Origin of the sequence: Ruegeria lacuscaerulensis (assembly GCF_013034745.1) — a bacterium.
GTDB lineage: Bacteria > Pseudomonadota > Alphaproteobacteria > Rhodobacterales > Rhodobacteraceae > Ruegeria > Ruegeria lacuscaerulensis_B.
This window is the reverse complement of sequence record NZ_WQGP01000006.1, coordinates 24,482-48,549: the sequence shown is the minus strand read 5'-3', so window position 1 is coordinate 48,549 and position 24,068 is coordinate 24,482. Positions and strand designations below refer to the sequence as shown.

Here is a 24,068-nt window from a genome sequence, read left to right as displayed (position 1 = left end):
CATGGCATTTTCTCGGTTCCAGTCTGGATCACGATGCCCCTTCTTCGAAGGGATCAAGTTCCGGCTACCGCGGAACATGTCGATACCCCCCACCCGATAAAAAAAAGCGCGTTGTATTTCACAGCGTCTAAATGGGTGTGAATTGTGAAGGAGATCACATGCGTTACCAAATCAGCGGAAAACAGATCGACATCGGCGAAGCACTTCAGACCCATGTGCAGACCGAACTTGGCGAGGTGGTGGGCAAATACGCCCAGCGACCGACCGACGCCAATGTCGTCTTTTCCCGTTCTGCGCATGAATATGTGTGCGAGACCACCGTACATCTTTCCACCGGCCTGACGGCGCAGGCCAAAGCCCACGCAACCGAGATTTACGCAGCATTCGAGGGGTGCTGTGACAAGATGGAAACACAATTGCGCCGATACAAACGCCGTCTCAAGGACCATCACAAGGATCGGTCCGAGCCGGTTGAACTCTTTGGAGCTTCCTCTTATATCCTCGCCTCTGACGAATCTGAGTCGGCGGATGAGCCTGAAACTCTGCAGCCGATGATCGTGGCTGAGATGGAAACCAAGATCCCATCGCTGAGTGTTGGTGAAGCCGTTATGCAGATGGAACTGGCTGGTGCCCCGGTGCTGGTGTTCCGGAATGAGAACAAGGATGGATTGAATGTCGTGTATCGTCGGGAAGACGGAAACATCGGCTGGATTGATCCGTAACAGGCAAGATTAGAAAGACGTGCCCCTGCGCCAGTGGGGGCTTCGTCATGGAGCGTTATCATGGAGCTTTCGAGCATTCTGAAGCCCGAAGCAGTGCGTGTGTTATCCGCCGCATCCAGCAAGAAGCGGTTGTTTCAGGAAATCGGCGATGTTGCGGCTGCGACACTGGGTCTGGACGCGCAGGTCGTTGTGGATGCGCTTCTGGAGCGTGAAAGCCTTGGGCCCACAGGCGTGGGCCATGGCGTTGCTCTGCCTCATGCGCGGCTGACCGAGCTACAGGATGTCTCGGGCGTGTTTGTCATGCTGGAAAAGCCGATTGATTTTGGGTCGGTAGACCGGCAGCCTGTTGATATCGCTTTTGCATTGTTCGCCCCCGAAGAGGCGGGAGTGGATCACCTGAAGGCACTGGCGCTGGTATCTCGGACGCTGCGCGATACCTCGGTTTGCGCCAAGCTGCGGGCCAATCCCGATCCAGTCAAGCTCTATGCGATTTTGACCGAAGCGCAATCCATGCAGGCGGCTTAATCGTCTGATTGAAAAAGAAAAGCCCCCGAATATTGGGGGCTTCTTATTTAAGTGGCTGTGGTCAGCCGCCGGTCCCCATTTCCAGAGTCCACCAGATTTTCCCGCCATTCTCCTGATGCCAGGCAAAGCCCATTTGTGTGGCCTTTGGGTCCAGAATAACCGAGCGTGGCCCCGGTTCCTGCATCCAGGCGGCCAGCGTTTCGGTTTCGGTTTCGAATGTCTCGGAAATCGCCTCGCCCAGAAATGTGCCGAAATATCCCACACGCGCCGCCCGGTCGATTGGCGAAGAGCCGTCGGACCCGAAATGCCATGGCCGGTTCTGACGCGCCATGTCCTTGGAGTGGGTCGCGGCAGCGGCGTTCAGCTGGGCATTCAGTTGAACCGGTTGTAGTCCCGACGCCTGACGCAGCGCGTTGACCGAATCAAGCATGCGGAATTGCAGTTTTTCGGGATTGCCTCGAATCTTGTAGACAGTCGGCAAAGGACGCCCGTCGGCACCGTAAGTCGGCGTGCTGCTGGGGGTACATGCTGCCAGAGCAACGAGGCAAGCAAACAATAAAGAAATAATACGCGTCATGGTGGGCCTGATGTTTCTGTTGTCCTAGGGCATAGCGCGCTCGACGGGGTTGGGCAAACCTGCAATAGCCGATTCTCGCGTGATTTTGCCGGTTTGGTTTGCGAAAGACGCATTCTGGCAATAAAATACGTCAGTTTTTCAGATTTGGTATAGAGAGGGACCGCTCGATATGGTCAAGAAACCTATTCCGGTGACAAGTCGCCGCGTATTTCTGACGACCGCCACGGCGGCGCTGGCGTCACCTGCGATTGCGCAATACATCCCCGGTGATCCGCTCAGGCCGGCCCCAGAGCCCGAACCTCAGGTGCGCCGCAATATTTCTGGCTTCCGCGCTTTGGATTGGAAACCCTATTTCGACAACACTCGAAACGGCGCAATTTTGGTCGATACCATCTCACGGGCGCTACATTATTGGTCAGAAGATCAAAGTGTGTACAAACTGTATCCGTCTTCAGTGCCCTTGACCGAGGAATTGACCCGCCGGGGACGCACCAGCGTGATCCGAAAAGTCGAAGGTCCAAGCTGGGCGCCGACGCCGTCGATGAAGAAACGCAACCCGGAATGGCCGGACTATATTCCACCGGGTCCGGATAACCCGTTGGGAACGCACGCTTTATATCTAAGCTGGAAATACTATCGCATTCATGGAACCCACGATACGCGCAAAATCGGGCGTAGATCATCCAATGGTTGCATCGGTCTTTTCAACGAAGATATTGCCGAGTTGTTTTCGATGGCCAATGTTGGCACGCAAGTGTTGCTAATTTGACGACAAAATCGCGCGTGAACCCGCTTGCGACGCAAGTTCCATTTGCATTCCAGTCGGATAGCTGGTTAGAAAAATATACGAGGTAAGTCTTGGGTGTGCGGTTTCGCTAGTTGGAGCCGTACTTATTCTGGAGGTTAATATGAAGAAACTCGTTCTCGCCGCTGCACTGACCGCTGCTGCATCGACCGCTTTTGCTGGCAACCTGGAAGAGCCGGTTGTTGAAGCACCTGTTGTTGTCGAAGAAACTCAGGGTTCGTCGCAGGGCATCATCCTGCCGCTGGTCCTGCTGGTTGTGGTTGCCGCAGCTGTTGCAGCAAGCTAATTCGACGAGCGAAATACATAGAAAAGGCGGTGGAGCATTCCACCGCCTTTTTTTTATGCGCTCATGCAGGCGCCGGATCAGGTCGGGTTTAGTCCAGCCAGCCCTTCAGATTGTCTTCGATGACCTTGCCAAGAGCTGCGATATGCGCGTCGTCGTCATTGAGGCAGGGGATGTAGGTAAAGCTCTCACCGCCGGCTTCTTCAAAGCTTTCCTTGATCTCTTCGTTGATCTCTTCCAGCGTCTCGATGCAATCGGCGGAAAAGGCCGGAGCGATCACGGCGATGTTTTTCTTCCCCTGACGTGCCAGGTCCGCCACGTGATCGACCGTATAGGGTTTCAACCATTCCTCGGGCCCGAATCGCGACTGGAAGGTTGATACAAGCTGATCATCCGCCCAGCCCAACCGTTCTTTCAGCAGGCGAGAGGTTTTTGCACATTGGCAGTGATAGGGATCGCCCTGCTGCAAATAGCGGTCCGGCATCCCGTGATATGAGCAGACCAGAATATCAGGCTTGGTTTCCATCGCGGCGTAAGCCTGTTCCACAGATCCGGCCAGCGCGTCGATATAAGCGGGTTCGTCGAAATAGGCGGGCACGGTGCGTGACGCAGGTTGCCAGGCTTCTTCCATCAGGGCGCGGAAGAACTGGTCATTGGCGGTGGCGGTCGTGGCGCCCGCATATTGCGGATAGAGCGGGAAGAACAGGATGCGCTCACAGCCCGCTGCCACCAATTCGCGCACCTTGGATTTGGTCGAGGGATTGCCGTAGCGCATACAGAAATCGACCATCACCCGATCGCCATAGCGCGCTTGCATCGCATCGCGCATCTTGGCGGTTTGATCCTTGGTGATCGTCATCAGCGGGCTTTCGCCTTTTTCGTGATTCCAGATCGATTTGTAGGCCTCGCCCGAACTGAAGGGCCGCTTGCTGAGGATGATCCCCTGCAAGATCGGCTGCCATTTCCATTTCGGATAGTCGATGACGCGCTGGTCCGAAAGAAACTCGTTCAGATATCGGCGCATTGGCCAATAGGTGTAATCGTCCGGAGTGCCCAGATTGGCCAGCAGGATGCCGACGCGGCCCATTTTGACCTTGGGGTGGTCTTCGGGGGCATGAGCGGGTCGAGTGGCGTCAAACATGGGATTGTTTCCTGAATTCGTCGTGTTCCGAGCTGAGATAAACGGAAATGGTCCGCCGTCAATCGGACAGTTTGCCTTCTTTTGTCCCCAATGCTTCGGCAAGGCGGGTTTGGGCCGATCCCGGGCGAAGGGGCTTTTGCTGACTGTCATCTGGGGACCAGCCGGTCAGGCAAATCAGTTCATAGGTGGTTTTCAACCGCCCTTGGGGGGTTGCGAAGTGTTCGGCGTATATCTGCTGGGCGCGGTCAAAGACCTGTCGCCGAGTGGGGCGTCTAATGCGGTCGGTTAGGCTGTTGGTCTCGCCCATTACGCGCAGATCCTGCATCAGATGTCGCAGGTCGCGGTATTCGGCCGTCAGTCGCGCCGTGTCGGCCACCGGCAGGGCCAGCCCGGCCCGTTGCAGCAAGCCGCCCATATCACGCAGCTCTCCCATCGGCGCGATGCGTGGGCTGAGCCCGCCCGAGACCTCGATCTCGGCCTGACCCAATGCTGCGCGCAGCTCGTGCAGGGTTTCTCCGCCCAGACTGACCACCAGCAGCAGCCCGTCAGGCTTTAGCGCCCGATGGCATTGGATCAACTGGCCTACGGGGTCGTTGGCCCAGTGCAGCGCCATAGCGTGAATCACCAGATCATGCGCACCGGGGGTCAGGGCCAGCACCTCATCATCGGCCACGATCTGTGCCTCTGGGAACACATCCCGCCAGATATGGGCAAACGGCGTCACCACAGCCGGGGCCGTAAAAGTTTTGTTAACCATGCTGAGTCGATCCTGAACCTCGTCCACGGCGGCGCGGTGCAGGAACAGCGCCTCGTCCTGCGCGCGGGCGCGATGCAGGGTCAGGGCCTTGCGGTCGAACAGAGAGGGTGCGTTGGAGGCAGGCAGTTTCATAGGGCGCAAGTATCGCATCTGGCCGCTGATTCAAACCGCCCTTCAGATGATCTATCCACCGCGTTGCATGGGCTGCGGCGAGTTGACCGAGTCTGACTTTGGCCTTTGCGGCGCGTGCTGGCGTGACACGCCGTTCATCGGCGGGGTCGTCTGCGAAAGCTGCGGGTTGCCTCTGCCGGGCGAGGCGGATGGGTACCGGATCGAATGCGATGACTGCATGAAGACGCCCCGGCCATGGCGGGATGGACGGTCGGCATTGTTGTATGACGGCAAGGCGCGAGGACTGATTTTGGCGTTCAAACACGGGGACCGGCCCGAACTGGCGCGCCCCGCTGCGCGCTGGATGACCGAGGCAGGTCGGGATTTGTTCCGCGAAGACATGCTTGTGGTGCCGGTGCCCTTGCATTGGTCCCGATTGCTGAAGCGACGCTACAATCAATCCGCTCTGTTGGCGCAGCACTTGGGCCAGCAAACCGGGCTGGAGGTCTGCCCCGATCTTCTGACCCGCCGGGTCAAAACGCCGGTTTTGGACGGGAAAACCGCCGCGCAAAGGGCCGAGACGCTGGAAAACGCCATCGCGCCCCATCCCAGGCGCATCAGCCGGATACAGGGTCAGGATGTCCTGCTTGTCGATGACGTGATGACCTCGGGTGCGACGCTGGCGGCCTGTGCCCGTGTCTGCATGGATGCAGGGGCAAATCATATTTTCGTGTTGACCCTAGCGCGCGTTGCCAAGGATGCCTAATTCGCGCAGGATTACGCGAAACCCGAAGGGATGATTTATGAAACCGGTTGAGATCTACACATCGCCTCTGTGCGGCTTCTGCCATGCGGCCAAGCGTCTGCTGAAGCAGAAAGGCGTCGAGTTCAAAGAGGTTGACGTCTTCATGCACCCCAAACGCAAGCCCGAGATGATCAAGCGCGCCGGCGGCAAACGCACCGTGCCGCAAATCTTCATCGGCACCCAGCACGTGGGCGGCTGTGATGATCTGTACGAGCTGGACCGTCAGGGCAAGTTGGATCGCCTGCTGGCGGCATGAAGACTGCGCTGCTGCAGATCACCTCGTCGGATGATCCGTCTGACAATCTGAACATGGTGCGCGCCCTGATGGCCGAGGCGGCCACGCAGGGCGCGCTGTTCATTCTGACGCCCGAGGTGACGAACTGCGTCTCGACCTCGACCACGCGGCAACGCGAGGTGTTGCAGCACGAAGAAGATGACCAGACGCTGGCGGGCTTGCGCGAACAGGCTGCTGCGCTGGGCGTGTGGTTGTTGATCGGCTCGCTTGGGATCAAGACGCACGACGCCGATGGGCGCTTTGCCAACCGGTCGTTCATGATCAATCCGCGAGGGCAGATCGTGGCGCGCTATGACAAGATCCATATGTTCGACGTGCAGGTCTCGGAAACTGAAACCTTCCGCGAGTCGAAGAACTATCGCCCCGGCGACCGGGCCGTGATTGCGCAGACCGATTTCGGTAAGGTCGGTATGGCCATTTGCTATGACATCCGTTTTCCGCATCTCTTTGCTGCCTTGGCGCAGGCAGGTGCGCGAATTCTGACCGTTCCGGCGGCGTTTTCTCCGGTCACGGGCAAGGCGCATTGGGAATCGCTGCTGCGCGCGCGGGCGATTGAGACCGGCTGTTGGGTGCTGGCTCCGGCGCAAACGGGTGCGCACCCTAAAACGCGCGGAAAAACACGACATACGCATGGCCATACCATGGCCATTGCCCCGTGGGGAGAGGTCGTCATCGACGCAGGCACTGATCCGGGCATTCACATTTTCGATTTGGATGATAGTTCTGTGTCAGAGGCGCGCCGCCGAGTGCCCTCACTGACGCACCTGCGGCCCTTCGATGGGCCCTGACTCAAGATCGGACCATGGCAAACGACACCAATGCCCTTGCGGTCACGCTGTTCAGCGAGATCCTGACCGCCGACCAGCTATTGCGCAACCGGCTAAGCCGGGTGCTGCCAAAGGGTATGGAGATCTCGCATTTCTCGGTCCTGAACCATCTTGTGTTCGTCGGCGATGAGCGCAGCCCGGCGCAACTGGCCAGCACGTTCCACGTCACTCGCGGGGCGATGACCAACACATTGGCCAAGCTGGAATGGGCCGGATACATCCACATCCGCCCCGACTGGGACGACGCCCGCCGCAAGATGGTTGCCATCAGTCCCGCCGGTCGTCGCGCGCGCGATCAGGCGATTTCGTCGATTGCCCCGCTGATCAACCGCGTGGTCGGAGAGCTGGGGTTGGAGCGCGTCCGCAGCACGCTGCCCGTACTGCGGGATTTGCGGTTGCAGTTGGAGGGGGAGTAGCCTCAGGTAGGCTTCACACTCGCCGTCACATAGTTCACGCTCAAATCCCGGTTCGAGATCGACCAGCTCCACAGGATCGGGTTGAAGACGAAACCCTTGCGGTCCACCGGCTCCAGCCCGGCCTGACGCAGCAGGTCGAATAGCTCATCGGGGGTAATGAACTTGTTCCATTCATGCGTGCCGCGGGGCAGCCAGCGCATGACGACCTCGGCCCCGAAAATGGCCATCGCAAAGGATTTCGGGTTGCGGTTGATGGTCGAACACACTTGCAACCCGCCGGGTTTCAGCAATTGCTGCGTGGCGGTGAGATAGCCGAGGGGGTCGGCTACGTGTTCGACCACCTCCATGTTCAGCACCACGTCGAATTGCTCACCCGCGGCGGCCATGTCCTCGGCGGTGGTGTGGCGATAGTCGATCTCAAGCCCCGATTGTTCGGCATGGATGCGGGCGACGGGCAGGTTGCGTTCAGCAGCGTCGGCACCCACGACCGTTGCGCCCAGACGCGCCATTGGTTCGCTCAGCAGCCCACCGCCGCAGCCGATATCCAGCAGGCGCAGGCCCTCGAACGGTTTTTCGGCCTTCAGATCACGGTCAAATTCACCGGCAATCTGCTGTGTGATATAGTCCAGACGGCATGGATTGAGCATGTGCAGAGGTTTGAATTTCCCATGCGGGTCCCACCATTCGGCGGCCATCGCCTCGAATTTTGCGATCTCGGACGGGTCAACCGTGTTCGGATGCGCTTGCATTCCTGTCTCCGTGTGCTCTTTTACGTTTAAAGACTATATAGGGCCCTAATGGATAAGTACCCGGACCAAAAGCGCGCAGTTCAATATCTGTACCCGCCGATCGACCCGTTCGATCAGCGCATGGTCGATGTGGGCGATGGGCACCGTATTTATATGGAGCAATGTGGCAATCCCGTAGGCTTGCCGGTCGTGATCCTGCATGGCGGCCCCGGTGGCGGGTGCAGCCCAGCGATGCGGCGGTATTTCGATCCGCGTGTGTTCCGGGTGATTCTGTTTGATCAGCGCGGGTGTGGCCGGTCGCGGCCGCATGCCTCGGTGGTGGATAATACGACGTGGGATCTGGTGGATGACATCGAACGCCTGCGGACTCTGCTGGATATCTACGACTGGACGGTGTTTGGCGGCAGCTGGGGGGCGACCTTGGCGTTGATCTATGCACAGGCGCATCCAGACCGCGTCAATCGGCTGGTGCTGCGCGGCGTATTTCTGGCCACTCAGGCCGAGCTGGATTGGTTCTATGGCGGCGGCGCGGGCAAGTTCTGGCCCGAGCAATGGGCGAAATTCACCGCTTTGCTGACCGAGGATGAGCTGTCGGATACCATAGGCGCCTATCACAAACGACTGTTCTCGGGCGATCGGGCGACGGAAATACTGTATGCGCGGGCCTGGTCGGCGTGGGAGAACGCGCTAGCTTCGATCCACTCGCACGGGTCCACGGGGGAAAGCCCCGGAGAATACGCGCGTGCCTTTGCGCGGCTTGAGAATCATTACTTCACCCATGGCGCGTTTCTTGAGAAGGACGGTCAGATTTTGGATCAGGTGGATCGGATCGCCCATATCCCCTGCCATATCGTGCAGGGGCGCTATGACATGATCTGCCCGCCGCAGGCCGCGTGGTCTTTGGCCGAACGTTGGCCCAATGCTGAGCTGAAGATGGTGCGACAAGCAGGCCATGCCCTGTCCGAACCCGGCATCAGCGCCGAGCTGGTGCGCATCATGGACCGCGTGGCGGAGGGCATCGCATGACCCGGATGGACCGTCGTGCCTTATTTGCCTCGGGTGCCGCGGCGGCTTTGCTGGCGGCCACGGGGGCCTCGCTGGCGGATACGCCCAAAAAGGGCGGAACGCTGCGGCTGGCCGTGCCACGTGATGACAGTTTGGAGCAGATTGCGCGTGGGGCTGTCTTTGACACTCTGACCGAGATCGCGCCCGATGGCACCTTGCGCGGCGAATTGGCGACCGGGTGGCACACGAATGCGGATGCGCGGGTCTGGAGCTTTGATCTGCGGGCTAATGTGACCTTCCATGACGGCGCGGCGCTGGATGTTGCAGATGTGGTGTCGGTGCTGCAACTGGTCGGGCGGGCTGAGGCGCTGTCGGCAGATTCACTGCGACTGGAACTGACCGAGGCCAATCCCGGCCTGCCGTTCCTGCTGGCCGATACCCGGTTCGTCATCACACGCGATGGGCAGGGCGTGACGCCTTTGTGCACCGCCAATGGCACCGGGTGCTACCGGGTGGAACGGGCCGAGGACGGGCGGAATTTTCTGGGCCGCCGGGTGGCGGAACACTACAAGGACGGACAGGCCGGTTGGGCCGACGCGCTTGAGGTTATCGTGATCCCTGACGCCCGCGTCCGGGCTGAGGCGTTGCGCGACGGGTACGTGGATGTCGCGGCGCTGCCAGATCGTGATGGGCTGATGGATCAGCGCGGCCTGCGCTATCACCCCAGCCAAGATGACATGGCGCTGGCCGTGGCCGGACAGGTGGGTATGCCACGCCAGATCGGGGGCCGCGCGCTGGACGACGGGCGCATCGCCGAACGGTGGTGGCTGGCCTGACCTGATCACGTTTCACGCCGGGGGTTGCAGACTCGGGAAAGCCTGCGTATATGCAGTTGCAACAGCGGCGCGTTGGACTTCTGGTTCAAGGCTCCACCGGAAAATACGACGGGCCGCGCGCCCGTTTTTTTGTGCCCGATTGAAGGGTAGAGATCTGAATGACAAACGACCTGATTGCCAAAGCTGCCATCGACCGGCGACTGGCCGAGATCATCACCCCGGTGATCGAGGATCTGGGGTATGAGCTTGTGCGCATCCGCCTGATGAGCGGCAAGACCACCACGTTGCAGATCATGGCTGACAAGCCCGATGGTGGCATCGAAGTGGATGACTGCGCTGAGATTTCCAACGCCGTCAGCGCCACGTTGGATGTCGAGGATCCGATTTTGGACGCCTATACGCTAGAGGTGTCCAGCCCCGGTATCGACCGCCCTCTGACCCGTCTCAAGGATTTTGAGAATTTCGAAGGGTATGAAGCGAAGATTGAAACCGCGGAACTGATCGACGGCCGCCGCCGCTTTAAGGGTGAGCTGGCCGGGATCGAAGGGGATGAAGTTCTGATCAATATCCCCGAGGGAGATGAGACGATCACCATCGGTCTGCAATTCGACTGGCTAAGCGATGCCAAGCTGGTTTTGACCGATGACCTGATCAAGGAAATGCTGCGCCAGCGCAAAGACGCTGGATCCTTAAACGAAAACGCTTTCGACGAGATTGAGACCGAAGGGTCCGAAGAGGAGACGAACTGATGGCAATCACCTCAGCCAACCAGCTGGAGCTGCTGCAGACCGCCGAGGCCGTGGCCCGCGAAAAGATGATCGACCCCGGTCTGGTTGTCGAAGCGATGGAAGAATCGCTCGCCCGTGCCGCCAAGAGCCGCTACGGCGCCGAGATGGACATCCGTGTCAGCATCGACCGCAAGACAGGTAAGGCGACCTTTACCCGCGTCCGCACCGTGGTTGAGGATGAAGAGCTGGAAAACTATCAGGCCGAGTTCACCGTCGAACAAGCCAAGCAGTACATGGAAAACCCCGAGGTCGGTGACGTCTTCGTCGAAGAAGTGCCGCCGGTTGAAATGGGCCGGATCGCGGCGCAATCGGCCAAGCAGGTGATCCTGCAGAAGGTCCGCGAAGCGGAACGTGATCGCCAGTACGAAGAGTTCAAGGATCGCGCAGGCACCATCATCAACGGTGCGGTCAAGCGCGAAGAATTTGGCAATGTCATCGTCGATCTGGGCGGTGCCGAGGCCGTTCTGCGCCGCAATGACAAGATCGGCCGCGAAAGCTATCGCCCGAATGATCGCGTGCGCGCCTACATCAAGGAAGTGCGCCGCGAGGTTCGTGGCCACCAGATCTTCCTGTCGCGCACCGCGCCGGAATTCATGGCCGAGCTGTTCAAGATGGAAGTGCCGGAGATTTATGACGGCATCATCGAGGTTAAGGCCGTGGCCCGCGACCCCGGTTCGCGCGCCAAGATCGCCGTGATCTCTTATGACGGCTCGATCGACCCTGTCGGTGCCTGCGTTGGTATGCGCGGCAGCCGTGTGCAGGCGGTTGTGAACGAGCTGCAGGGTGAAAAGATCGACATCATCCCGTGGAACGAAGATCAGCCGACCTTCCTTGTGAACGCCCTGCAGCCCGCGGAAGTCTCCAAGGTGGTTCTGGATGAAGAAGCTGGCAAGATCGAAGTTGTCGTACCCGAAGAACAGCTGTCGCTGGCAATCGGCCGTCGCGGTCAGAACGTGCGTCTGGCCAGCCAACTGACCAACCTGGACATCGACATCATGACCGAGGCCGAAGAATCGGCACGTCGTCAGAAGGAATTCGAAGCCCGAACCCAGCTGTTCATGGAGACGCTGGATCTGGACGAGTTCTTTGCCCAACTGCTGGTGTCCGAAGGCTTCACCAACCTCGAAGAGGTGGCCTATGTCGAGCTGGACGAGCTTCTGGTCATCGACGGCGTTGACGAAGGCACCGCTCAGGAATTGCAGACCCGGGCCCGTGAATTCCTGGAAGCACAGGCCAAGGCGGCTCTGGACGCAGCCCGTGCGTTGGGCGTCGAGGACAGCCTTATTGAATTCGAAGGCCTCACACCCCAGATGGTAGAGGCGCTGGCCAAGGATGACGTGAAGACTCTGGAAGACTTCGCCACCTGCGCCGACTGGGAACTGGCCGGTGGCTGGACCACGGTCGACGGCGAGCGCATCAAGGATGATGGTGTTCTGGAACCTTTCGGCGTGACGCTGGAAGAGGCACAGGACTTGGTCATGACGGCACGCATCATGCTGGGCTGGGTTGACCCGGCCGAGCTGGAGCAGGCGGACGAAGACGGCGAAGCAGAAGAGGAGGCCGAGGCCTGATCTCAGGGCCTCGGGGTGGCGTTAATGGGTCGCGGTGGCGTCCATAAGGATCGGTCGGACGGACCCGAACGCAAGTGCATAGCCACGGGCGAGGTTCAGCCCAAATACGGGCTGATCCGCTTTGTAATGGGTCCGGAGGGTCAGGTCTTTCCCGATGTTGCGGCAAAACTGCCGGGGCGCGGGGTCTATGTGGCGGCGGATCGCGCCGCGCTGGACAAGGCCGTTGGCAAAAAGCTGTTCTCGCGCGGGTTCAAGACGCAGGCGACTGCGCAAACGGACCTGGCGGATGAGGTTGAAAAGCAAGTCGCGCGACGGGTGATCGAGCTGATCAGCTTGGCGCGCAAGTCCGGTGACGCGGTCGCCGGGTATGAAAAGGTCAAGACGTGGCTGGACCGGGAAGAGGCTCAGGTACTGATTCAGGCCAGCGATGGATCGGGGCGCGGCAAGTCGAAACTCAGCACGCCGCACTTCGGAAAATACATCGGATGGCTGACTGCGGATGAATTAGGGGCGGCATTTGGGCGCCAAACCGTGATTCATGCGGCGCTGGCCTCTGGCGGACTCGCCAAACGTGTTGTAGAGGAAGCGCAGCGCCTGCGTGGCTTGCGCGAAACGGATGACGGCGGCAAGGGCCGCACGGAAGGGTAAGAAGCTTTATGAGCGATAGTGACGGCAAAAAGACATTGGGTCTTCGTGGCGGGGCACGCCCCGGAAATGTGAAACAGAGTTTCAGCCACGGACGCACCAAGAATGTCGTGGTGGAAACCAAACGCAAACGCGTGGTGGTCCCCAAGCCGGGTGCCGGAAAGCCGAGCGGCGGTGCAACGCCTTCGGGTGATCCGTCGCGCCGTCCTGCCGGGATTTCCGACGCCGAAATGGCCCGCCGGATGAAGGCGCTGCAGGCCGCCAAAGCGCGCGAGGTCGAAGAGGCCGCCGCCCGTGAGGCTGCTGAAAAGGCGCGTGAAGAAGAACGCGCCCGTCGCCGCGCGGAACAGGAAGCCAAGGAACGCGAACAGCGTGAGGCTGAAGAAAAGGCACGTGCCAAGGCCGAGGAAGAAGAGCGCAAGCGTCAGGAGGCAGAAGAAGCCGCCAAACGCGCCGCCGCTGCCCCCGCGCCCGAAGAGCCCAAAGCCGCGCGCAGCCCAGCCAGCAAGCCCGCACCTGCGGCTGCTCCGCGCAAGCAGGATCGCGAGCGTGAACAGCGCGGTCGTGGCAAGGGCCGTGATGACAACCGCCGCTCGGGTAAACTGACTCTGGGTCAGGCCACCGGTGGCGAAGGCAACCGCCAACGCTCGATGGCTGCGATGAAGCGCAAGCAGGAACGTGCGCGCCAGAAAGCCATGGGTGGTTCGGTTGAACGCGAAAAGGTGATCCGCGACGTTCAGCTGCCCGAGGCGATCATGGTTTCGGAACTGGCCAACCGTATGGCCGAGCGTGTCGCTGATGTTGTCAAATCGCTGATGCAGATGGGCATGATGGTCACGCAAAACCAGACCATCGACGCCGATACCGCGGAACTGATCATCGAAGAGTTTGGCCACAAGGTCACTCGTGTCTCCGATTCGGATGTGGAAGACGTCATCAAAGAGGTCGAGGACAAGGACGAGGACCTGCAGCCGCGTCCGCCGGTCATCACCATCATGGGTCACGTTGACCACGGTAAAACCTCGCTGCTGGATGCGATCCGCGACGCGCGCGTTGTGGCCGGTGAAGCCGGGGGCATCACCCAGCATATCGGCGCCTATCAGGTGAAAACCGATGGCGGCACCACGCTGACCTTCCTGGATACTCCGGGCCACGCGGCCTTTACCTCGATGCGCTCGCGCGGGGCTCAGGTCACGGATATCGTGGTTCTGGTGGTTGCCGCCGACGACGCGGTGATGCCGCAGACCATCGAGGCGATCAACCACGCTAAAGCGGCCGAAGTGCCGATGATCGTGGCGATCAACAAGGTCGACAAGCCGGATGCAAATCCGGACAAGGTGCGCACCGATCTGCTTCAGCATGAAGTGATCGTCGAGAAAATGTCAGGTGAGGTTCAGGACGTCGAAGTCTCCGCCATCACCGGTCAGGGTCTGGACGAATTGCTGGAAGCCATCGCGCTGCAGGCTGAGATTCTGGAACTGAAAGCCAACCCCGACCGCGCCGCCCAAGGTGCTGTGATCGAGGCGCAGCTAGATGTGGGTCGTGGCCCCGTGGCCACCGTTCTGGTTCAGAACGGTACGCTGCGTCAGGGCGATATCTTTGTTGTGGGTGAGCAATACGGTAAGGTCCGTGCGCTGATCAACGACAAGGGCGACCGCGTCAAAGAGGCAGGCCCCTCGGTTCCGGTTGAGGTTCTGGGTCTCAACGGCACGCCCGAAGCCGGTGACGTTCTGAACGTGACCGAGACCGAAGCGCAGGCCCGCGAGATTGCTGCCTATCGTGAGCAAGCCGCCAAGGACAAACGCGCCGCCGCCGGTGCCGCGACCACCCTTGAGCAGCTGATGCAGAAGGCCAAGGAAGACGAAAATGTCACCGAGCTGCCGATTCTGATGAAGGCGGACGTACAAGGTTCGGCCGAAGCCATCGTTCAGGCGATGGAGAAGATCGGCAACGAAGAAGTGCGCGTGCGCGTTCTGCATTCGGGTGTCGGTGCAATCACCGAGACGGATGTCGGTCTGGCCGAAGCCTCCGGCGCACCGATCTTTGGCTTCAACGTCCGTGCGAACGCCTCGGCGCGGAACACTGCGAACCAGAAGGGTGTGGAAATCCGCTATTACTCGGTGATCTATGACCTCGTGGATGACGTGAAAGCAGCTGCTTCGGGCCTGCTGAGTGCCGAGATCCGCGAGAAGTTCATCGGTTACGCCGAGATCCGCGAAGTCTTCAAGGTCACCGGCGTCGGCAAGGTTGCTGGTTGTCTGGTTACAGAAGGTGTCGCACGTCGTTCCGCAGGTGTCCGCTTGCTGCGCGACAACGTGGTGATCCACGAAGGCACGCTGAAAACGCTGAAGCGATTCAAGGACGAAGTGACCGAGGTTCAGTCGGGTCAGGAATGCGGTATGGCGTTCGAAAATTACGACGACATCCGCGCAGGCGACGTGATCGAGATCTTCGAGCGCGAAGAGGTCACGCGGACGCTGGACTGATCCGATTGCTACAGAAGAAATTGACAAAAGCGGTCCCATTGGGCCGCTTTTTTTGCTTTTGTTAAGCTCCAACGACTGAACTGCGGGACAAAGCGGAAATCGCAATGCGTATCGACTGGCCTTTGCGGCCACTTACTTGGCAAAGCCGCTGCCGCGGCGCGGCCGTAAAAGCAGCCGTTTGCTGTAGATGCCAGAACCTAATTCAACAAAACTCTCGGCCTGCGGGACAGGTGTTACGTCACCGTTCTGTTCAAATGGCGCTGAGCGACCGGCAGAAATTTGTTCGCACTACACTCTTCGGGAAAACAAACCCTTGGGAGACTGTTTCAAGTAACCTTGTCACTTCATCCGCAGATTGGTGAAAACCTCGTTTGGTATATGGTCGGAAAAAGCTCTAGCTTTCTGATCATTAAACAAAGACCAAAGTCATCGCTTTAAGCCGTTAGGCAGCTTCTCGCTCCACTTTCGCAATTCGTCGAGAAACCCAAGTGCCGTGCGGCCAAGGTCAGTGATAGAATACTGCACGGAAACCGGCGCGGTATCCATCACGTGTCGGCTCACCAGCCCCTGATCCTCTAGTTGGCGCAGCCGCTCGGCAATCATCTTTTTGCTGGCCCCGCCCAGCAACCGAGCAAGATCGTTGAAACGCACCGGACGATCCTTCAGGTGCCATAGGATGGACCCGGTCCATTTGCCCCCGATGATCCGCATGCCCTGCTCAATTGCGCATGGCTCCTGACAGGCCTCTGTCACAATTTTGCGCCCTTTTTCATCTTCGTCCACCCGCGCCCGCATCGCTATCCATTTCCTTATGCATAAGGTTACAAAAAGTATACTAGTTGATTTTTTTCACCTCAATACTCAAATGCTCTCAACCCCCTCATTCGTCAAGGGGTTCATACAGTGCACATATAGGATATGGACATGAGCAAAATCCTGATCGTGAACGGCACTCAGCCGTATGAGTTCGCCCCCGGACAATTGAACGCTAGCCTGGTCGAACGCGCAGGCAACACGTTGGACGCAATGGGCCACGAAGTACGTATGACCACCGTTGCGGATGGCTATGACGCAAATTCAGAGGTTGAGGCGCATGTTTGGGCCGATACGGTCATCATGCAGTTCCCGGTAAACTGGATGGGCGTCCCATGGATCTTCAAGAAATATATGGATGAGGTCTACACAGCCGGGATGGATGGCCGCCTATGCGATGGTGATGGTCGCACCACCAACGCACCAAAGGCCAATTACGGCATGGGTGGGTCACTGCACGGCAAGACATACATGCTTTCGGTGACATTTAATGCGCCGAAGGAAGCATTCGACAACCCCACCGAGCCGTTCTTTGCCGGGGCAAGCGTTGACGATCTGCTGCGCCCCATGCATCTGAACGCCAAGTTCTTTGGTATGCAGGCCCTCCCGACATTCGCTGCCTTCGATGTTATGAAGAACCCCGAAATCGAGGCTGATTTCGCTCGATTTGACGCGCATCTGAAAACCACTTTTTCCGAGGTCGAACATGTCCCAGCCTGATATTCACCTTTATACTGCAGGCACGATGAACGGCTACAAACCGGTCATTTTTTTGGAGGAGGCAGGTGTTCCCTACGACCTGACTCATATCAATTTTTCCAAACAGGAACAAAAGGCGCCGGACTATCTGGCGCTGAACCCAAATGGAAAGATCCCGACAATCGAGGATCGTTCGGAAGGCCGCGCGATCTTCGAATCCGGTGCGATCCTGTGGCATCTGGCTGAGAAATACGGAAAATTCCTGCCGTCGGACCCGGTCAAGCGGTCCGAGGTTATGCAGTGGATGCTGTTTCAGGTCGGCCACGTGGGACCAATGATGGGACAGGCAATGTATTTCCAGCATATCGCCGCCCCCAATGGCCATGAAGAGCCATTCTCGATCCGTCGCTACGTGGACGAAAGCCGCCGGTTGATGGAGGTGATGAATACACGTCTGGAGGGGCGTGAATGGATCGCAGCGGACGAATACACAATTGCCGACATGATGCTGTACCCGTGGGCGCGTGCCTATGTCTGGGCCCGAGTGGATGTGTCGGACTTTCCGCATTTGAACGCCTGGTTCGACCGGATTGATGCCCGACCCGCTGTGCAGCGAGCGCTGACCATCCCCAAGGCCAACCCACAATTCTGGGATGCTGACGCAGATGCCAGCGCTTTTGCCAAGGAAAACGCAGCGCGTTTTTCCGGCGACGTGAAAGGAACCTAAGCCATGCCAGTTGCGCCCTCTATCCGTGTCGATGTCGTGTCAGACGTTGTTTGTCCATAGTGTGTGATTGGCTACCACCAGCTCGCCAAGGCCGCCCGCGACACAGGCGTCGAACTTGATATCCACTGGCACCCATTCGAGCTGAACCCTCAGATGACAGAAGGCGGAGAGAACCTGCGCGACCATCTGGTACCGAAATACGGGACCACTTTGGAAGGCTCGAACCAGGCGAGAGCCCGCCTGACCGAGATGGGCGCGGCACTGGGATTCACGTTCAATTACGCCGATGACATGCGGATGTATAACACCTTCCGCGCGCATCAATTGATTGACTGTGCAGCCGAGCAAGGCAAAGGCCACGACATGTAGCAGGCCCTCTTTTCGGCGTTCTTTACACGTTGCGAAAACGTCTCTGATGTACAGGTTCTGGCCGAAGTGGCTGCAGGCATCGGGCTGAACCGAGCGGATGCGTTGGACATGTTGCAAAGCCAAGATCGAGCCAATCTCGTGCGCCAGAAAGAGCAATTCTGGATCAGCCAAGGTGTTCGGGGCGTGCCCGCAATGGTGTTCGACCAACATCACCTTGTGACCGGCGCACAGGGCGAGCAAAACTACGCCCGCATCTTGCTGGATTTACAAGACGACAGGGCCGCGAAAACCCGTGAATACCGGGCGCTTCCAGCGCAAAAACCCACGATCGGACGGGTGTTGCCCGGCATGCCACCGCTGAGAAACCATAGCGGGGGGTCGCATGACGTAAGTCTCCGCGACAACCTTCCTCTTGTAGAAAAAACCTAGTCGGAGTGGCCGCATGTCGGCCACCATAGCCTTTCAATCTTGAAGAGTTCCCAATTTATGACACTGCATGACCACCCCATGTGGCGAAAGCCCCAACATCACCAGGACCTCGACCACGCACATGATCATGTCCACTGGGCCGAGCTGTTCTACGACCTGATCCATGTCGTGACGATCTTTCTGCTGGGCAACTACTTGTCGCATCATCTTGATCTGCATGGTTTTCTTGTCTTCGCTGGGGTCTTCATCACGCTCTGGTACGCGTGGGGCGAACTCAGCATATTCAACTCGATCTACGTCAGCACCGACTTCTGGCACCGGCTGATTATGGCCGTGATGGTCTGCACGGTGATGTTCATGGCAGCGGCGATCCCGGCTATTGAAGGAAAGGGTTGGGTTTTCTTCGCGCTAGGATTTGCAGCGAACCGGGCCATGATCGCAGCGCTGTACTATCGCGCTCGGCGGGCCAATTCATCAGGCGAGTCAATGTCCTCGGCGCAAATCCGCAATTTCTCGGTCTTTGCGGTGATCTTTGCGATTACAGCATTTTTGCCCACACCTCTTGCTTACTGGGCGTTTGCCGCCGCAATGGTGGCTACACAGGCAATGTACATGATCCCCGGTGTAACAGTCCTGCGTTTCGAGAGGTTTGTCCCGCGCCTTGGTCATATGGCTGAGCGGTTTGCTCTGTTGACGTTGATCATATTGGGGGAAGGGTTCTTCAAACTGGTCGTTACCTTGTCCGAAAAAGGAATTTACAAAGTATCGCCGGACGTATTGGTCAACTTCGTCATCGGCGGCGTCTCGATGTTCGTGATGTGTTGGGTCTATTTCGACTTTGTCGGCAATGCCAAACCAAAGGACAAAAAGGTATCGACGTTGGTCATCTGGTGGCTTGCGCACCTGATCTTGATGCTTTGCGGCGTCATGGTCGGCGTGGCTCTTGCTGCCGAGGTGAAAGTCGGATTTTGGGAACCATACCCAACAGAATATGCTGCCATTGGCTGTTTCGGACTTGCCGGTTACATCGCCATGCTGTGGGTGCTGCAAAACGTAATAGAACATCGTTTGGCGACGGATTTCGGGCGATGGGATGTGCGTGTATTCGGGATAGTGCTGGCAATCATCTGTTTCTTTGTCGTCCCACATGTCCCCTCCTTGGTTGGCAATCTGATCTGGGGGACAGCTTTGCTATCGCAAATCGCGATCCCCCTCACGCGCGCCTGGGCGCAGTTTCGACATGAGTGAGGCAGTCACAAGTTCGGGCTATCTAAGAAGGAAAGTATATTGGTGACTCGAGCGCCCGGACCGGGCGGCCATCGGTCCCTGGTTGCTTGAGATAGCACTGATTGCCCTAATCACGCTGAATGTGGCCGCCGTTATCCTAGAGACGGTCGATTCCATATACACCAGCTGGGGCCTGGCGCATTCTTTGCAGGTTTCTTCATCCTGATGGCGATGCTAATCTTTGCGGCCAGCGGTGCTTGGCTGGCAGAGCACGAGGCACAACCGGAGGCATTCGGCTCGATCCCAGCGGCGATGTGGTGGGCGATGGCAACGCTGACGACCGTTGGTTATGGCAACGTGACGCCCGTGACAGTTGCCGGTAAGGTCTTCGGCGCTGCGATCACCGTGATTGGCATCGGCATGGCTGCGTTGCCTGCAGGGATCATTGCCAGCGGCCTGAACGACCAGTTGCACCGCCGACGGGCCAGCCTGGAACGTGAATTTCGAAAGGCCTTGGAAGACGGCGACATCTGCGAGGCCGATGAGAAAGAAATTGATGCAGTTCGCAAGCAATTGGGTCTCTCGCGCCGCGCTGCAGATCATATCCGAAACCGAGTACATGCCGGAACCATGTCACAGGTTGATCACTGTCCCACCTGCGGTCAGCCAACGAAGCAAAGTGACAAGCCCCGAACGTTCACTTCCGTTCGGCACGCGTCAGTTTGACCGCCCGAACAAGCTGTCTACTGTGTCTGAGATTTGTTTTGAAAACCGAGCCGTCAATTCACCGGCCTGCGTTTTGCCGTACATCCCACCAATCGCATTCATTGAAATGGCAAAATACTGCACCGCTCCGATCAATTGAAATACCCGGGCGCGCAGTTCGGTTTCACTTGCTTCTTGCCCGACCGGGGTATGGCTGGCGATCTCAATCAAACTGTCCAGATAGACCTTCATCGGCCAAACTTTGGCATTCGCCTGAACGTCTAGTAACGCTCGAACAGTCAGCCGCGCGTCGTCGGGCAGCGACAAGTTGGACGCCAGAAATCGATCAAAATAGGTCTTTAGGTGCATCACTGGATCGGGCTGTTTCGCCGCTTCGATTTCAGCAAATTGCCTGTTGGCGAGACCGGATAGAACCTCGGAATACAGCTTTTGCTTCGTTCCGAAGAAATGCAACAAGGCCTGTTTTGACACACCTGCTTCGCCGGCCAAAGCGGCAAGGCTTGCGCCATGATAGCCGTGGGTTGCAAACTGTTTTGTGGCGACCGTCAAATAGCCAGCCCTAGGATCGTTTTGCCTGTTCATGGAACGCTCTGCTTCTGTGACGCTACGTATCAGAGGAATTCTGGCTTACCAAGTGGTAAGTAGATTACCGAACGGTAAGTAGAGGCATATTGATGGACAGGCAAACAGAAATCGAGCTGATAAAAGAGATCATTGGACTGGCCGATCAGAAATCGGCTTTCCTGGATGATGCGATCGCGCATTCCCCGATTTCACGCTACTCCAGCTCGGAACGATTCGAGCGTGAGCGGGCTATGATCTTCACGCGGCGCCCTGTTATCGTCGCGCAAAGCTCGGAGCTTGAAGTGCCTCGTGCTTTTCTGACCAAACGGTTTTTAGACTTGCCTGTTTTGCTGACACGCGACGAAAATGGGAATGTTCGTGCTTTCCTTAACGTTTGCCGTCACCGCGGCGCGAAATTGGAACGCGAGGCAAAGGGCTGCAAGCGAGTCTTTACTTGCCCCTACCACGCCTGGAGCTGGACCAACGAAGGGGAATTGCGTGCAGTGCCGCAAGAAGCGCAGGGTTTTCCCGACCTTCCACGCGCTGAGCGCGGCCTGCGTCGATTGCCCTGCGCCGAGAAAAATGGGTTCATTTGGATCGTTGCAGACCCAGATATCGCTGAGATGCCGGATATTGATGGCTGGCTTGCGGGGATCGGTGCGGAGCTGGATTGGATCGGGCTGGATCAGCACCGTATCGCCGCGATCGAAGAGATTGACATTAAGGCAAACTGGAAGTTGTTGATGGAAGGTGGAATGGAAGCTTATCACTTCCGGGTCGCCCACAAGAACACGATAGGTCCCTATTTCCCCGACAATCTGCTGACCTACCAGATGTTCGGTCCGCATATGCGCGCAGTTCTGCCTCGGATTTCAATGCCAGATATGCGCGATACGCCCGAAGACAAGTGGGAAATACGACGGGATGCCAATATGGTGTATACCTTGATGTCAAACTCTCAGCTTTTAGTGCAACAGGACCATGTTATGTGGTTCCATTTCGAACCCATTGCCCATGACTTGACCCATGTCCGAATGGCAACGCTGGTTCCACGTGCCTTGCCAGATACGGCGGAGATGCAAGCACATTGGGACAAGAACCAAAAAATCACAGTGACAGCATTGATGGAGGATTTCGAATTGGGCGAAGAAATCCAATCCGGCTTTGCCTCGCGCGGCAACCCAAGCCATCTATTCGGACGTTTCGAAGGCGCGCTACACCGATTTAACGCGAGCGTCGAAGAAATGCTTGCAGGCTAAAGACCTTTGACCTTCTTGTTAGCGGCCTGGAAACTCACAGCTACACGGGCTTTGTGCAGTCGTTCGCTGCGGAATGGCGCAGTTTTGTCAATTGAAGGTCCGCTAAGGGCTCGAACCGGACGCTCCTAGCGTCGCAGAAAATGCCCTTGCCTATTTCGTCGCCGCCCAAAACGTCCCCGGATGCATGATGATATCGAAATGCTGCAAGCCCTTTTGCAGATCGAAATTGACTGAATGCCCACCCTTGCGCAGCAGTTCAGCATAGTCCCGGCTTTGGCGAATGAATTCGGGTGTGTCTCGTTCGCCGACGGTTACTCGATAGCGCGGGCCGGGTGCTGGGAGGTGCAGGATGGGGGACAGGTCGTGCACTTCGACAGGGGTTAGTTGCAGAGGATCGTTGACGGGCGTCAGGCTGATCGGCTCCAGATCGTACACCCCGCTGATCAGGATCACATCGCGCACGCGCAGTCCGGCGCGGGCCAGCGCGTCAGCTGAGGTGGCCATGACCATCGCTGCCAGATGCGCCCCGGCGCTGTGACCAGACAGAGTGATGCGCGCAGGGTCAAACCCCAGATTACCGGCGTTTGCGGCCAGCCATAGCAGGGCGGTGCGGCATTCTTCGATCATGTCGCCGATCCGCGCATCGGGGGCCAGAGTGTAGTTGAGGGTGGCAAAGGATTGCTCGGCCTCGATCATCGCCGGGGCTACCATAGCGGACTCGCGCTGGCTTAGCGCCTGCCAATAGCCGCCGTGGATGAACACATGCAACGGTGCGCCTGTGCCTTTTGCTGGGAAGAAATCCAGCACCTGCGTGGGGCTATCACCGTACGCGAGGTTCTCATGACAGTCCAATTGCGCCCGGTGCTGCGCGCTGAGCGCGGCCCAGCTTTCAACATAAGGCGTTAGGTCGCCGCCAATCATCGAGCGGGGGGAATATTCCTGATCCAGTTCGGCCTGTGTGAAACCTCGGTACAGCATGGGCTACTCCTGATCCGCATACATCAATTCGGTGCGTACATCGTAGAGATCATGAAAGAACCGCAAATCCAAGGCTTTGCGCAGGAATGAAACGCCGCTGGAACCTCCGGTACCCGGTTGGTTGCCGATTACGCGCTCGACCGCGGTGACGTGGTCAAAGCGCCAGCGCTGGAACAGGGATTCAACGTCCATCAGTTTTTCGGCCAGCGCATAGAGGTCCCAATACTGCGCGGTGTTGCGGAAGACCTGTACCCACAGTTTCACAACGCGCGGATCGCCCGAATAGGGCTGCGCATAGTCTCGGTCCAGCAGGTCCTGGGGCACATCAAATCCCTGCCGCGCCATCATCTGCAGCACTTCGTCATAGAGCGAAGGTTTGGTCAGCGCGGCGGTCAGCATCTGCATCACTTCGGGGTCATGTGCGTGTACTTTCAGGGTGGCGGCGTCCTTGTTGCCCAGAATGAACTCGATCTGACGGTAGCCATAGCTTTGGAACCCGGATGAACTGCCAAGGGCCTGCCGGAAGGTCATGTAATCGGCCGGGGTCATGGTCAGCAGGGTTTCCCACGCGGCGATCAACTGCCGCTGGATCGCCTTCACCCGGTCCAAATTCTTCATTGCCGGGCCGAATTCGTCCTGTTGCAGAAAGTGGCGCACCTCGACCAGTTGGTGGTGCATCAGCTTCAGCCACAACTCGCTGACCTGATGGATGATGATGAAAAGCATCTCATCGGGTTGGGCCGGGTCTTGAAAGGTTTTCTGCAGGTTCAGCAGCGTCTTGAGCTGAAGGAAGTCGCCATAGCTTTTGCGGTGGGTCTGGGTGAAATCGGTCACAAGGGATGGTTCGATCCCACGTTCCAGATATCTGTCGGTCTTGTCGCTCATGACGCCCCCTTGATGCGGTATTTCGCACCTGTCTAAGGCGTCATTTTG

General features: G+C 58.2%; 27 protein-coding genes and 1 pseudogene. 20 read left to right on the top strand and 8 right to left on the bottom strand.

Annotated elements, in window-relative coordinates:
• The first annotated feature begins 158 nt into the window (after nt 1-158).
• A complete protein-coding gene (gene hpf, locus GOV79_RS12910) occupies nt 159-722 on the top strand; it encodes a ribosome hibernation-promoting factor, HPF/YfiA family (RefSeq protein ID WP_170770983.1) in 564 nt (187 codons plus the stop codon).
• A 60-nt stretch (nt 723-782) separates the two neighbouring features.
• A complete protein-coding gene (locus GOV79_RS12905) occupies nt 783-1,247 on the top strand; it encodes a PTS sugar transporter subunit IIA (RefSeq protein ID WP_170770981.1) in 465 nt (154 codons plus the stop codon).
• A gap of 61 nt (nt 1,248-1,308) precedes the next feature.
• Here GOV79_RS12905 and dalA read toward each other — a convergent pair whose 3' ends face one another.
• Nucleotides 1,309-1,824, bottom strand: a complete 516-nt coding sequence (dalA, locus tag GOV79_RS12900) for a divisome-associated lipoprotein DalA (protein WP_170770978.1) — start codon at nt 1,822-1,824, stop codon at nt 1,309-1,311.
• A gap of 169 nt (nt 1,825-1,993) precedes the next feature.
• Between dalA and GOV79_RS12895 the strand changes: the two genes are divergently transcribed.
• A complete protein-coding gene (locus GOV79_RS12895) occupies nt 1,994-2,593 on the top strand; it encodes a L,D-transpeptidase (RefSeq protein ID WP_170790087.1) in 600 nt (199 codons plus the stop codon).
• 139 nt (nt 2,594-2,732) lie between these two features.
• Nucleotides 2,733-2,915 carry a hypothetical protein gene (locus GOV79_RS12890; protein ID WP_170770974.1) on the top strand — a complete coding sequence of 61 codons (183 nt, stop codon included), beginning with the start codon at nt 2,733-2,735 and terminating at the stop codon, nt 2,913-2,915.
• An 88-nt stretch (nt 2,916-3,003) separates the two neighbouring features.
• On the opposite strand, the gene hemH is transcribed toward GOV79_RS12890, so the two are convergent.
• Both hemH and GOV79_RS12880 read right to left on the bottom strand, forming a co-directional pair.
• Nucleotides 3,004-4,053, bottom strand: a complete 1,050-nt coding sequence (gene hemH / locus GOV79_RS12885; RefSeq protein WP_170770973.1) for a ferrochelatase — start codon at nt 4,051-4,053, stop codon at nt 3,004-3,006.
• Nucleotides 4,054-4,111: 58 nt separating this feature from the next.
• Nucleotides 4,112-4,942, bottom strand: a complete 831-nt coding sequence (locus GOV79_RS12880; protein WP_170790086.1) for a methyltransferase domain-containing protein — start codon at nt 4,940-4,942, stop codon at nt 4,112-4,114.
• Between the two features lie 46 nt (nt 4,943-4,988).
• Here GOV79_RS12880 and GOV79_RS12875 point away from each other — a divergent pair, with 46 nt between their 5' ends.
• From GOV79_RS12875 to GOV79_RS12860, 4 genes are read left to right on the top strand one after another with little or no spacing between them, the layout of a single operon-like run.
• Nucleotides 4,989-5,687 (top strand): ComF family protein, encoded by a 699-nt coding sequence (locus GOV79_RS12875; protein WP_170790291.1) that lies wholly within the window; start codon nt 4,989-4,991, stop codon nt 5,685-5,687.
• Nucleotides 5,688-5,724: 37 nt separating this feature from the next.
• Nucleotides 5,725-5,982: a glutaredoxin 3 gene (grxC, locus tag GOV79_RS12870; protein WP_170790085.1), complete on the top strand. Its 258-nt coding sequence runs from the start codon at nt 5,725-5,727 to the stop codon at nt 5,980-5,982.
• Entirely contained in the window at nt 5,979-6,809 is an 831-nt protein-coding gene (locus GOV79_RS12865; protein WP_170790084.1) for a carbon-nitrogen hydrolase family protein, read from the top strand. Before grxC ends, GOV79_RS12865 begins: the two co-directional genes overlap by 4 nt.
• Before the next feature lie 14 nt (nt 6,810-6,823).
• Nucleotides 6,824-7,264, top strand: coding sequence for a MarR family winged helix-turn-helix transcriptional regulator (locus GOV79_RS12860; protein WP_170790083.1), 441 nt, complete (start codon nt 6,824-6,826; stop codon nt 7,262-7,264).
• Between the two features lie 2 nt (nt 7,265-7,266).
• On the opposite strand, the gene ubiG is transcribed toward GOV79_RS12860, so the two are convergent.
• Entirely contained in the window at nt 7,267-8,013 is a 747-nt protein-coding gene (ubiG, locus tag GOV79_RS12855; protein ID WP_170790082.1) for a bifunctional 2-polyprenyl-6-hydroxyphenol methylase/3-demethylubiquinol 3-O-methyltransferase UbiG, read from the bottom strand.
• Between the two features lie 48 nt (nt 8,014-8,061).
• On the opposite strand from ubiG, the gene pip reads away from it, so the two are divergent.
• The 6 genes from pip to infB all read left to right on the top strand — a co-directional run bounded on the left by pip (nt 8,062) and on the right by infB (nt 15,344).
• A complete protein-coding gene (gene pip / locus GOV79_RS12850) occupies nt 8,062-9,039 on the top strand; it encodes a prolyl aminopeptidase (RefSeq protein WP_170790081.1) in 978 nt (325 codons plus the stop codon).
• Nucleotides 9,036-9,854: an ABC transporter substrate-binding protein gene (locus GOV79_RS12845; RefSeq protein WP_170790080.1), complete on the top strand. Its 819-nt coding sequence runs from the start codon at nt 9,036-9,038 to the stop codon at nt 9,852-9,854. Before pip ends, GOV79_RS12845 begins: the two co-directional genes overlap by 4 nt.
• A 158-nt stretch (nt 9,855-10,012) precedes the next feature.
• The gene (gene rimP, locus GOV79_RS12840) at nt 10,013-10,603 is read left to right on the top strand and encodes a ribosome maturation factor RimP (RefSeq protein WP_170770957.1); all 591 of its coding nucleotides are present in this window, start codon (nt 10,013-10,015) and stop codon (nt 10,601-10,603) included.
• Nucleotides 10,603-12,213 (top strand): transcription termination factor NusA, encoded by a 1,611-nt coding sequence (nusA, locus tag GOV79_RS12835; protein WP_170770955.1) that lies wholly within the window; start codon nt 10,603-10,605, stop codon nt 12,211-12,213. Before rimP ends, nusA begins: the two co-directional genes overlap by 1 nt.
• A gap of 24 nt (nt 12,214-12,237) precedes the next feature.
• Entirely contained in the window at nt 12,238-12,861 is a 624-nt protein-coding gene (locus tag GOV79_RS12830; RefSeq protein WP_170790079.1) for an RNA-binding protein, read from the top strand.
• Between the two features lie 8 nt (nt 12,862-12,869).
• Entirely contained in the window at nt 12,870-15,344 is a 2,475-nt protein-coding gene (gene infB, locus GOV79_RS12825) for a translation initiation factor IF-2 (RefSeq protein ID WP_170770950.1), read from the top strand.
• 426 nt (nt 15,345-15,770) lie between these two features.
• On the opposite strand, the gene GOV79_RS12820 is transcribed toward infB, so the two are convergent.
• A complete protein-coding gene (locus GOV79_RS12820) occupies nt 15,771-16,055 on the bottom strand; it encodes a winged helix-turn-helix transcriptional regulator (RefSeq protein WP_237215888.1) in 285 nt (94 codons plus the stop codon).
• 213 nt (nt 16,056-16,268) lie between these two features.
• Between GOV79_RS12820 and GOV79_RS12815 the strand changes: the two genes are divergently transcribed.
• The 5 genes and pseudogenes from GOV79_RS12815 (at nt 16,269) to GOV79_RS12795 (ending at nt 20,334) form a co-directional block, all read left to right on the top strand.
• The gene (locus GOV79_RS12815) at nt 16,269-16,877 is read left to right on the top strand and encodes an NAD(P)H-dependent oxidoreductase (protein WP_170790077.1); all 609 of its coding nucleotides are present in this window, start codon (nt 16,269-16,271) and stop codon (nt 16,875-16,877) included.
• A complete protein-coding gene (locus GOV79_RS12810; RefSeq protein WP_170790076.1) occupies nt 16,864-17,583 on the top strand; it encodes a glutathione S-transferase family protein in 720 nt (239 codons plus the stop codon). Before GOV79_RS12815 ends, GOV79_RS12810 begins: the two co-directional genes overlap by 14 nt.
• A 63-nt stretch (nt 17,584-17,646) precedes the next feature.
• Nucleotides 17,647-18,381: pseudogene (locus GOV79_RS12805) on the top strand (DsbA family oxidoreductase).
• A 57-nt stretch (nt 18,382-18,438) separates the two neighbouring features.
• On the top strand, nt 18,439-19,629 hold the full coding sequence (locus GOV79_RS12800; RefSeq protein ID WP_170790075.1) for a low temperature requirement protein A: 1,191 nt from the start codon (nt 18,439-18,441) through the stop codon (nt 19,627-19,629).
• 156 nt (nt 19,630-19,785) lie between these two features.
• Entirely contained in the window at nt 19,786-20,334 is a 549-nt protein-coding gene (locus GOV79_RS12795; protein ID WP_331252630.1) for a potassium channel family protein, read from the top strand.
• Here the strand turns inward: GOV79_RS12795 and GOV79_RS12790 are convergent.
• Complete coding sequence (locus GOV79_RS12790; protein WP_170790073.1) at nt 20,326-20,916, bottom strand: TetR/AcrR family transcriptional regulator; 591 nt, start codon at nt 20,914-20,916, stop codon at nt 20,326-20,328. The two genes, GOV79_RS12795 and GOV79_RS12790, sit on opposite strands and share 9 nt — an antisense overlap.
• A gap of 92 nt (nt 20,917-21,008) precedes the next feature.
• Here GOV79_RS12790 and GOV79_RS12785 point away from each other — a divergent pair, with 92 nt between their 5' ends.
• A complete protein-coding gene (locus GOV79_RS12785) occupies nt 21,009-22,157 on the top strand; it encodes an aromatic ring-hydroxylating oxygenase subunit alpha (RefSeq protein ID WP_170790072.1) in 1,149 nt (382 codons plus the stop codon).
• Nucleotides 22,158-22,307: 150 nt separating this feature from the next.
• Here the strand turns inward: GOV79_RS12785 and GOV79_RS12780 are convergent, their stop codons facing one another.
• Together GOV79_RS12780 and GOV79_RS12775 are read right to left on the bottom strand one after the other, a co-directional pair.
• Nucleotides 22,308-23,135 carry an alpha/beta hydrolase gene (locus GOV79_RS12780; RefSeq protein WP_170770934.1) on the bottom strand — a complete coding sequence of 276 codons (828 nt, stop codon included), beginning with the start codon at nt 23,133-23,135 and terminating at the stop codon, nt 22,308-22,310.
• A gap of 3 nt (nt 23,136-23,138) precedes the next feature.
• Nucleotides 23,139-24,020 carry a tryptophan 2,3-dioxygenase gene (locus tag GOV79_RS12775; RefSeq protein ID WP_170790071.1) on the bottom strand — a complete coding sequence of 294 codons (882 nt, stop codon included), beginning with the start codon at nt 24,018-24,020 and terminating at the stop codon, nt 23,139-23,141.
• Nucleotides 24,021-24,068: the final 48 nt, after the last annotated feature.

Bases quoted from the DNA above. Each gene is read 5' to 3' on its own strand.
- GOV79_RS12880 (WP_170790086.1), bottom strand. From the start codon at position 4,942: ATGAAACTGCCTGCCTCCAACGCACCCTCTCTGTTCGACCGCAAGGCC.
- GOV79_RS12775 (WP_170790071.1), bottom strand. From the start codon at position 24,020: ATGAGCGACAAGACCGACAGATATCTGGAACGTGGGATCGAACCATCC.
- GOV79_RS12895 (WP_170790087.1), top strand. From the start codon at position 1,994: ATGGTCAAGAAACCTATTCCGGTGACAAGTCGCCGCGTATTTCTGACG.
- hemH (WP_170770973.1), bottom strand. From the start codon at position 4,053: ATGTTTGACGCCACTCGACCCGCTCATGCCCCCGAAGACCACCCCAAG.
- pip (WP_170790081.1), top strand. From the start codon at position 8,062: ATGGATAAGTACCCGGACCAAAAGCGCGCAGTTCAATATCTGTACCCG.
- hpf (WP_170770983.1), top strand. From the start codon at position 159: ATGCGTTACCAAATCAGCGGAAAACAGATCGACATCGGCGAAGCACTT.
- GOV79_RS12890 (WP_170770974.1), top strand. From the start codon at position 2,733: ATGAAGAAACTCGTTCTCGCCGCTGCACTGACCGCTGCTGCATCGACC.
- nusA (WP_170770955.1), top strand. From the start codon at position 10,603: ATGGCAATCACCTCAGCCAACCAGCTGGAGCTGCTGCAGACCGCCGAG.
- GOV79_RS12905 (WP_170770981.1), top strand. From the start codon at position 783: ATGGAGCTTTCGAGCATTCTGAAGCCCGAAGCAGTGCGTGTGTTATCC.
- GOV79_RS12790 (WP_170790073.1), bottom strand. From the start codon at position 20,916: ATGAACAGGCAAAACGATCCTAGGGCTGGCTATTTGACGGTCGCCACA.
- GOV79_RS12865 (WP_170790084.1), top strand. From the start codon at position 5,979: ATGAAGACTGCGCTGCTGCAGATCACCTCGTCGGATGATCCGTCTGAC.
- ubiG (WP_170790082.1), bottom strand. From the start codon at position 8,013: ATGCAAGCGCATCCGAACACGGTTGACCCGTCCGAGATCGCAAAATTC.
- GOV79_RS12845 (WP_170790080.1), top strand. From the start codon at position 9,036: ATGACCCGGATGGACCGTCGTGCCTTATTTGCCTCGGGTGCCGCGGCG.
- GOV79_RS12785 (WP_170790072.1), top strand. From the start codon at position 21,009: ATGGACAGGCAAACAGAAATCGAGCTGATAAAAGAGATCATTGGACTG.
- GOV79_RS12820 (WP_237215888.1), bottom strand. From the start codon at position 16,055: ATGCGGATCATCGGGGGCAAATGGACCGGGTCCATCCTATGGCACCTG.
- GOV79_RS12830 (WP_170790079.1), top strand. From the start codon at position 12,238: ATGGGTCGCGGTGGCGTCCATAAGGATCGGTCGGACGGACCCGAACGC.
- GOV79_RS12800 (WP_170790075.1), top strand. From the start codon at position 18,439: ATGACACTGCATGACCACCCCATGTGGCGAAAGCCCCAACATCACCAG.
- GOV79_RS12780 (WP_170770934.1), bottom strand. From the start codon at position 23,135: ATGCTGTACCGAGGTTTCACACAGGCCGAACTGGATCAGGAATATTCC.
- GOV79_RS12815 (WP_170790077.1), top strand. From the start codon at position 16,269: ATGAGCAAAATCCTGATCGTGAACGGCACTCAGCCGTATGAGTTCGCC.
- rimP (WP_170770957.1), top strand. From the start codon at position 10,013: ATGACAAACGACCTGATTGCCAAAGCTGCCATCGACCGGCGACTGGCC.
- dalA (WP_170770978.1), bottom strand. From the start codon at position 1,824: ATGACGCGTATTATTTCTTTATTGTTTGCTTGCCTCGTTGCTCTGGCA.
- GOV79_RS12860 (WP_170790083.1), top strand. From the start codon at position 6,824: ATGGCAAACGACACCAATGCCCTTGCGGTCACGCTGTTCAGCGAGATC.
- infB (WP_170770950.1), top strand. From the start codon at position 12,870: ATGAGCGATAGTGACGGCAAAAAGACATTGGGTCTTCGTGGCGGGGCA.
- GOV79_RS12875 (WP_170790291.1), top strand. From the start codon at position 4,989: ATGATCTATCCACCGCGTTGCATGGGCTGCGGCGAGTTGACCGAGTCT.
- GOV79_RS12810 (WP_170790076.1), top strand. From the start codon at position 16,864: ATGTCCCAGCCTGATATTCACCTTTATACTGCAGGCACGATGAACGGC.
- grxC (WP_170790085.1), top strand. From the start codon at position 5,725: ATGAAACCGGTTGAGATCTACACATCGCCTCTGTGCGGCTTCTGCCAT.